The sequence below is a fragment of the Streptomyces sp. NPDC052101 genome, assembly GCF_040680235.1.
Classification (GTDB): Bacteria; Actinomycetota; Actinomycetes; order Streptomycetales; family Streptomycetaceae; genus Streptomyces.
This window is the reverse complement of sequence record NZ_JBFAWH010000007.1, coordinates 213,259-220,234: the sequence shown is the minus strand read 5'-3', so window position 1 is coordinate 220,234 and position 6,976 is coordinate 213,259. Positions and strand designations below refer to the sequence as shown.

Below are 6,976 nucleotides of genomic sequence, written 5' to 3'. Positions count from 1 at the left end.
GCGGTGGAGTTCGCCGGGGGGCGTGTGGTGCTTGCTTCGGCGTCTGGGGATGCGACGGTGCGTTTGTGGGATCCGGTGTCCGGTGTGCAGCTTCATGTGCTGGCGGGTCACGCGGGGCCGGTGGGTGCGTTGTGTGCGGTGGAGTTCGCCGGGGGGCGTGTGGTGCTTGCTTCGGCGTCTGGGGATGCGACGGTGCGTTTGTGGGATCCGGTGTCCGGTGTGCAGCTTCACGTGCTGGCGGGTCACGTCGGGCCGGTGGGTGCGTTGTGTGCGGTGGAGTTCGCCGGGGGCGTGTGGTGCTTGCTTCGGCGTCCGGGGATGCGACGGTGCGTTTGTGGGATCCGGTGTCCGGTGCGCAGCTTCACGTGCTGGAGGGCCACACCGGGCCGGTCAGTGCTCTGTGCGCGGTCCGGGCCGCCGACGGCCGTGTGCTGCTCGCCTCCGCGTCCCACGACCGCACCGTGAGGTTGTGGGACGGCGAAGGTTCGCCGGTGGTTCAGATCCCGGTGGCGAGCGAGCCGAGGAAGCTGGTCGCCGTGGGCTCCCTCGTGATCGCTCTCGACCGCGGTGTACTGGCCGTCACGATCGGCAGGACCTCAGGGCCGCAGGCATGACAAAGGCCCCCGTCCCTCTCGGAGGGACGGAGGCCCAAGTCGGTGGTGCCTAACGCAGCCTGGCCATCAGCGCGTGCTCCACCAGGGTGATCAGTGTCGACTTCGCGTCGGCGCGGTGCCGGGCGTCGGTCGTGATGATCGGGGTGTCGGGGCCGATCTGCAGGGCCTCGCGGACCTCGTCGGGGTTGTACGGCTGGTTGCCGTCGAAGCCGTTGAGGGCGATGACGAACGGCAGGCCGCTGTTCTCGAAGTAGTCGACGGCGGGGAAGCAGTCGGCGAGGCGCCGGGTGTCCACGAGCACCACCGCGCCGATCGCGCCGCGTACCAGGTCGTCCCACATGAACCAGAAGCGGTCCTGGCCGGGGGTGCCGAACAGGTACAGGATCAGGTCCTGGTCCAGGGTGATGCGGCCGAAGTCCATGGCGACCGTGGTGGTCGTCTTGTCTCCGGTGTGGGTGAGGTCGTCGATGCCGGCCGAAGCGGACGTCATGACGGCCTCTGTGCGCAGCGGGTTGATCTCCGAGACGGCGCCGACGAACGTGGTCTTGCCCACGCCGAAGCCGCCCGCCACCACGATCTTCGCTGAGGTGGTGGAGCGGGAAGGACCGCCGCTAGAGCTTGCGAAGTCCACTGAGCACCCTTTCGAGCAGTGTCACGTCTGGCTGGCCACCGGCGTTCTCGTCGCCGCCGGGCTGATGGATGGCGACCAGGCCCGCCTCCGCCAAGTCGGCGACGAGAATCCTGGCCACGCCGAGGGGGATCGTCAGCAGGGCCGAGATCTCGGCCACGGACTTGATCTCCCGGCACAGGTTGCAGATCCGCTGATGCTCGGGCAGCTGGCCCTGCATCTGGTGCGGAGCGGCGGTGGTGTGCACCAGTGCCTCGATGGCGAGCTGGTAGCGCGGGCGGGTCCGGCCGCCGGTCATGGCGTACGGACGCACCAAGGGGTTGTTCGATGCGGTCGCGGGCGCCGGCTCGGGGCGGCGCTGCGGCTGCACCGGCTGGATCCGCGGGGCCGGCGGCTGCTCGTACGGCGAGGGGCCGGGGCCCTGCGGAGCGTACGGCTGCCGGTGGCTCGGGGCGGAGGGGAAGTTGTACCGGTTGGCCGACCCGTCGCCCTGGCCCTGGGCAGGGCCGTACGACCAGTTACCCGATGACGAACCGCCTGGGGGTGTTGCCACTTTCTCCTCCTCCGACTGTGCCGGGCACCCATCGCTGTGGCGCCGCGTCCCGAAACCTTACGGCCCCGGGACACGAATACGCACCGTCCGATTACTAGTTGAGAAGGCTCCCCTGAAGCTCCGCACGGAGATCCGGGGTCAGGACCGTGCCCGCGCGGTCCACCAGAAGGGCCATCTCGTACCCGATGAGGCCGATGTCCGCTTCCGGGTGGGCCAGGACCGCGAGCGAGGAACCGTCGGATACGGACATGATGAAGAGGAATCCCCGCTCCATCTCCACAACCGTCTGATTCACGGCACCTCCCTCGAAGATCCGGGAGGCGCCTGCCGTCAGAGACGTCAGACCGGAGGCGACGGCCGCAAGCTGGTCGGCGCGGTCGCGGGGGAAGCCTTCGGACATCGCCAGAAGGAGTCCGTCGGCGGAGACCACCACGGTGTGGGACACCCCCGGGGTGTTGTCCACGAAGTTGGTGATCAACCAGTTCAGGTTCTGTGCCGCCTGGCTCATCGGGCTCACACTAACGCTCCTGGTTGTAGGTGCTGTCAGGACCGAAGCCCTGGCCGTTCGTTTCACTGCCTGCGCTGCGTCCGCGCTGGACGCCCCGACGCAGGTTGCTCAGCCTGCCCCGGACGTCCTCCGGGGCGCGGGAGACCTGGGGGCCTCCCTGGGGGGTGCTCTCGGCGGCGCCCTCGACCAGGTTGGCCTTGGGTACCCGCCGCGGCAGACCGGATGCGGTGACCCCGCCCGCCTTCGGCTTCCGGAGCTGCGCGGCCTGCTGCCACCGCTCGTCGTTGGCCGAACGCCAGGCGCTGTCGCCGTTTGCCGCCGGAGCGCTGCCGTTGCCCGGTGCCGGAGTTTCCTGCTGCACGCGCGCCGCGCCACCCGCGGTACCCGAGCCGTTGGAACCATTCGCGACGGAACCGCGGCGGGGCAGCCCGGCGTCGGTCATCTCGTGGGCGGCGGGAGAGGCCGGTCCCGGACGGTCGAAGCCTACGCGGTTCCGCTCACTCGCGTCAGCGGCCTGCGAAGACTCCGGTTGGGAGGTGTCCGGAGCGTACTGGGCCGGATACCCGTTCTGGTAGGCGTCCTGCTGCGGCCAGTCGTCCTGGTACGACGGGCTCGGGGCGGGCTCGTCGAACGCGGGCTCCGGGTAGCCGCCCGCGGAGAAGCGGTCGCGCTGCGGCAGCCCGCCGCTCTGCGGGTAGTACTGCTCCTCGTACGGCTTGTCGTACGACTGCTCCTCGAAGGAGGCCTGCTGCGGCTGGGCGTACGTCTGCTCCTCGTACGGCTGCTGCGGCTGCTCCTGGTAGGCCTGCTCCTCGTACGACGGCTGCTGCGGCTGCTCCCGGTAGGCCGGCGGGCCGTCGAAGAACGGGTCGGCGTACCCGCCGGAGGTCTCCGCGGTCTCCTGCTGCGGCAGGTCGGGCTGGCCGTGCGTCTGGGCCTCCAGGGCCGCCCGGCGCTCCTCACGTATCAGGGAGCGGCCGACCGGGTCCAGGTCGCGGAGGTCGTCGGGGACCTCCGTGTACTGGCTGTCGTCGAAGCCCAGCTCGGCGGCGGTGCGCATGGGCTCCACCTGGCCGAAGCTCTCGCCCTGGAACTGCTGCTCCGGGATGATCTGCGAGACCGTGAACTCCTCGCGGTCCAGCGGCGCCTCGCCGCCACCACCGTGCGTGATCGCGTCCGGCAGCATGACCAGGGAGGTCGTACCGGCCTGCTCGCCCGAGGGGCGCAGCTGGACCCGGATGCCGTGCCGGTCGGACAGCCGGCCGACCACGAACAGGCCCATGCGCTGGGAGATCGCGGCGTCCACGGTCGGCGGGTTGGCCAGCTTGTGGTTGATGTCCGCGAAGTCCTCGGCGGTGAGGCCGATGCCCTTGTCATGGATCTCGATCATCACGCGGCCGTCGGGGAGACGGGTCGCGGTGACACGGACCTTGGTCTGCGGCGAGGAGAACGTGGTGGCGTTCTCCAGCAGCTCGGCGAGCAGGTGCACGAGGTCGGTGACCGCGCGGCCGTGGATCTCGGCCTCCGGCACACCGGACAGCTCGATGCGCTCGTACTGCTCCACCTCGGAGGAGGCGGCGCGCAGCACGTCGACCAGCGGGACCGGCTGGTCCCAGCGGCGGCCGGGCTCCTCGCCGGCGAGGACCAGGAGGTTCTCGCCGTTGCGGCGCATACGGGTCGCGAGGTGGTCCAGCTTGAAGAGGTTCTCCAGCTGGTCCGGGTCGGCCTCGTTGTTCTCCAGGTCGGTGATCAGGGTCAGCTGGCCCTCGATCAGCGACTGGTTGCGGCGCGAGAGGTTGGTGAAGATCGCGTTGATGTTGCCCCGCAGCAGGGCCTGCTCGGAGGCGAGCCGCACCGCCTCGCGGTGGACCTGGTCGAAGGCGCGGGCGACCTCGCCGATCTCGTCCTTGGTGGTGATCGGGATCGGGGCGACCCGGGTGTCGACCCGGCCGGGGTCGGTGCGGGAGAGCTGGTCGACCAGCATCGGCAGGCGCTGCTCGGCGATGCCGAAGGCGGCGTTGCGCAGCTGGCGCATCGAGCGGCTCATCTGCCGGGCCACGGCACCGGCCAGGATGAACGCGAGCAGCAGGGCCACCACGACGACGGCACCGGTGATGAACGCGGAGTTCTTCGCGTCGTCGGCGATCGACGAGGCCTCGTTCACCGCCTTGTCGGCCATGTCCGACTCGATCTGCCGGTAGGCCTTGTACTTCAGCGTGTTGACCGCGAACCAGTTGTCGGCCGTGATGCCCTTGGCGGCCAGCTGCTGGCGGGTCAGGACGCTGGTGTCCTGCATGGTGGCGAGCGCCGCGACCATCTTGGACGAGTCGGAGGGCGGCGGGACGTAGTTCGGGTTCTTCTGCTTGGCGGCCGCGGCCATCGCCGCGCCGTCCGACTCGATCTGCGCCGCCTCCTGCTTCAGCTTCTGCGCGTCGGCCTCGGTGCCACCGCCCTTGTACTCCTCCAGGGCGATGCGTTCCAGATAGGCGTACGAGGACAGCGACACCCGCTGGGTCGCCAGGTTCCCCGCGTCCGGGCCGGGCTTGACCAGCAGGTGGGTGCCGATGGAGCGCTCCAGCGACAGCGCGGCCTTGGTCAGCGAGATGGCGTAGACGGTACGGCCGTAGGAGGTGATGTTGCCGGTGCCCAGGCCCAGCTCGTTGGCGAACTCCATCAGGGGGTGGGCGACGTCGACGTAGCCCTCCTCCGTCTGTACGCCGTGCACCTTGGAGGTGTAGGCGGCCTGGCGCAGCTGCGTCAGCTCGGGCTCGGCCTCGCGGAACAGCTTCAGCCGGCGCACCAGGCCCGACTTCTGCGGCATGTTCTGCGCCGCCTGGTCGAAGGTGTCGGCGGCCTCGTCGGTGGCCTTGCGGGCCTGCTCGACGGTCGCCTTGTTCTTGCTGTCGGACGGGTTCAGCAGTAGGGGAGCGGCGGTGACGTCACGCTCGTTCTCAAGGGCGTCGGCGTAGGTGAGGGAGGCACGGACCAGACGGGCGGTGTTCTCGGCGTCGCGCGCCTGCTGCCAGGTGTCGATCGAGTTCTTCACCTGGAAGCCGCCCATGACGAGGCCGACCGCCACGGGTATCAGCAGGATCGCGTTCAGTCTGGTCGTCACGCGCCAGTTGCGGGGCGAGAAACGGCCGCCGCTCGACACGGGCGTGGCCGCCGGCTCTCCGCCGGACACAGGGGTGGGCGCCGCAGCGCGCGGCGGCGGGGTGAAGTTGCCCCGTGCCGACGGCTCGGGACCGCTCTTGCTTCGCCTCACTCGACCAACAACCTCTCGGCGGTCGGCACCTACGTCGTGCCGCAGTCTCTCAGAGCCCGGTTCGTCATCGACCCTTGAGTACGTCTTTGACTATTGGGCAGTTCAGGCATTCCAGCACGTGGACCAGCGCTCTTCCAAACAGCGGAAACCTCTGAGCGAGGCCCTTGTAAGTACCAGATAAAACGGTCATAAAGAACGAGCCCCGCCAAAAGGCGGGGCGTTTGTGCGCACAGCGGTACTGCGCGACCGCGTCGCGTGGTGATGCCACGCGATTCCTCTGCCGAACTGTTATGAACACCGGAGCCGACCGTGTCAAAGGCCACAGCCGGCTCCGGACCGTTTACGACAACTGCCGTACGTGAAGATCTACTTGAGGGCACACATGTGTGCTACTTGAGGCGTGCCATCAGGGCGTGCTCGACCAGCGTGATCAGCGCACTCTTCGCGTCGGCGCGGTGCCGGGCGTCGGTCGTGATGATCGGGGTGTCCGGACCGATCTGCAGCGCTTCCCGCACTTCCTCGGGCGCGTAGGGCTGCTGGCCGTCGAAACCGTTGAGGGCGACGACGAAGGGCAGGCCCGAGTTCTCGAAGTAGTCGACGGCGGGGAAGCAGTCGGCGAGGCGCCGGGTGTCCACGAGCACCACCGCGCCGATCGCGCCGCGTACCAGGTCGTCCCACATGAACCAGAAGCGGTCCTGGCCGGGGGTGCCGAACAGGTACAGGATCAGGTCCTGGTCCAGGGTGATGCGGCCGAAGTCCATGGCGACCGTGGTGGTCGTCTTGTCTCCGGTGTGGGTGAGGTCGTCGATGCCGGCCGAAGCGGACGTCATGACGGCCTCTGTGCGCAGCGGGTTGATCTCCGAGACGGCGCCGACGAACGTGGTCTTGCCCACGCCGAAGCCGCCCGCCACCACGATCTTCGCCGAGGTGGTGGCCCGGCCCGCGTCAGAGCTTGCGAAGTCCACTGAGCACCCTTTCGAGCAGCGTCACGTCCGGTGCGCCGCCGTTGTTCTCGTCGCCACCCGGCTGGTGGATGGCGACCAGGCCGGCCTCGGCGAGGTCGGCGACCAGGATCCGGGCCACTCCGAGCGGCATGGCCAGCAGCGCGGAGACCTCCGCGACCGACTTGACCTCACGGCACAGGTGGCAGATGCGCTGGTGCTCCGGGAGCAGTCCCATGAGCGCTGCCGGGTCGGCCGTGGTGCTGATGAGCGCCTCGATCGCGAGCTGGTAGCGCGGCCGGGTCCGGCCGCCGGTCATCGCGTACGGACGGACCAGCGGCTGGTCGCCCTCGTCCCCGTACGGTTCCGCGTACGGATCGTGATGGGCGGTGGGCGGGGTCATGAATCCTCCGGGCGGGACAGCAAGTCGGTCGGTCAAGCCGTCTGTCGGGGGCCGGTGGGGGGAT

The 6,976-nt window shown here is 69.4% G+C and carries 7 protein-coding genes and 1 pseudogene; 2 read left to right on the top strand and 6 right to left on the bottom strand.

The features are described 5' to 3' along the window. Nucleotides 1-3: 3 nt before the first annotated feature. Together AB0L75_RS15840 and AB0L75_RS15835 are read left to right on the top strand one after the other, a co-directional pair. A pseudogene (locus tag AB0L75_RS15840) lies at nucleotides 4-195 on the top strand (hypothetical protein); the annotation flags it as partial. A 131-nt stretch (nucleotides 196-326) separates the two neighbouring features. Then, nucleotides 327-614 carry a hypothetical protein gene (locus tag AB0L75_RS15835; RefSeq protein ID WP_365181092.1) on the top strand — a complete coding sequence of 96 codons (288 nt, stop codon included), beginning with the start codon at nucleotides 327-329 and terminating at the stop codon, nucleotides 612-614. Between the two features lie 49 nt (nucleotides 615-663). Here the strand turns inward: AB0L75_RS15835 and AB0L75_RS15830 are convergent, their stop codons facing one another. The 6 genes from AB0L75_RS15830 to AB0L75_RS15805 all read right to left on the bottom strand — a co-directional run bounded on the left by AB0L75_RS15830 (nucleotide 664) and on the right by AB0L75_RS15805 (nucleotide 6,912). Continuing rightward, nucleotides 664-1,245, bottom strand: coding sequence for an ATP/GTP-binding protein (locus AB0L75_RS15830; RefSeq protein ID WP_031224757.1), 582 nt, complete (start codon nucleotides 1,243-1,245; stop codon nucleotides 664-666). Next, a complete protein-coding gene (locus AB0L75_RS15825; RefSeq protein WP_365181090.1) occupies nucleotides 1,226-1,795 on the bottom strand; it encodes a DUF742 domain-containing protein in 570 nt (189 codons plus the stop codon). The genes AB0L75_RS15830 and AB0L75_RS15825 overlap by 20 nt, the downstream gene beginning before the upstream one ends. 94 nt (nucleotides 1,796-1,889) lie before the next feature. Then, nucleotides 1,890-2,303: a roadblock/LC7 domain-containing protein gene (locus AB0L75_RS15820; RefSeq protein ID WP_003993185.1), complete on the bottom strand. Its 414-nt coding sequence runs from the start codon at nucleotides 2,301-2,303 to the stop codon at nucleotides 1,890-1,892. A 10-nt stretch (nucleotides 2,304-2,313) separates the two neighbouring features. Next, the gene (locus tag AB0L75_RS15815) at nucleotides 2,314-5,568 is read right to left on the bottom strand and encodes a nitrate- and nitrite sensing domain-containing protein (protein WP_365181088.1); all 3,255 of its coding nucleotides are present in this window, start codon (nucleotides 5,566-5,568) and stop codon (nucleotides 2,314-2,316) included. Between the two features lie 389 nt (nucleotides 5,569-5,957). Further along, nucleotides 5,958-6,533 (bottom strand): ATP/GTP-binding protein, encoded by a 576-nt coding sequence (locus AB0L75_RS15810; RefSeq protein ID WP_184970470.1) that lies wholly within the window; start codon nucleotides 6,531-6,533, stop codon nucleotides 5,958-5,960. Beyond that, nucleotides 6,514-6,912 (bottom strand): DUF742 domain-containing protein, encoded by a 399-nt coding sequence (locus AB0L75_RS15805; protein ID WP_009190816.1) that lies wholly within the window; start codon nucleotides 6,910-6,912, stop codon nucleotides 6,514-6,516. Before AB0L75_RS15805 ends, AB0L75_RS15810 begins: the two co-directional genes overlap by 20 nt. Nucleotides 6,913-6,976 lie beyond the last annotated feature (64 nt).

Coding starts and splice junctions, on each gene's coding strand:
- AB0L75_RS15820 (WP_003993185.1), bottom strand. CDS start 2,303: ATGAGCCAGGCGGCACAGAACCTGAACTGGTTGATCACCAACTTCGTG.
- AB0L75_RS15805 (WP_009190816.1), bottom strand. CDS start 6,912: ATGACCCCGCCCACCGCCCATCACGATCCGTACGCGGAACCGTACGGG.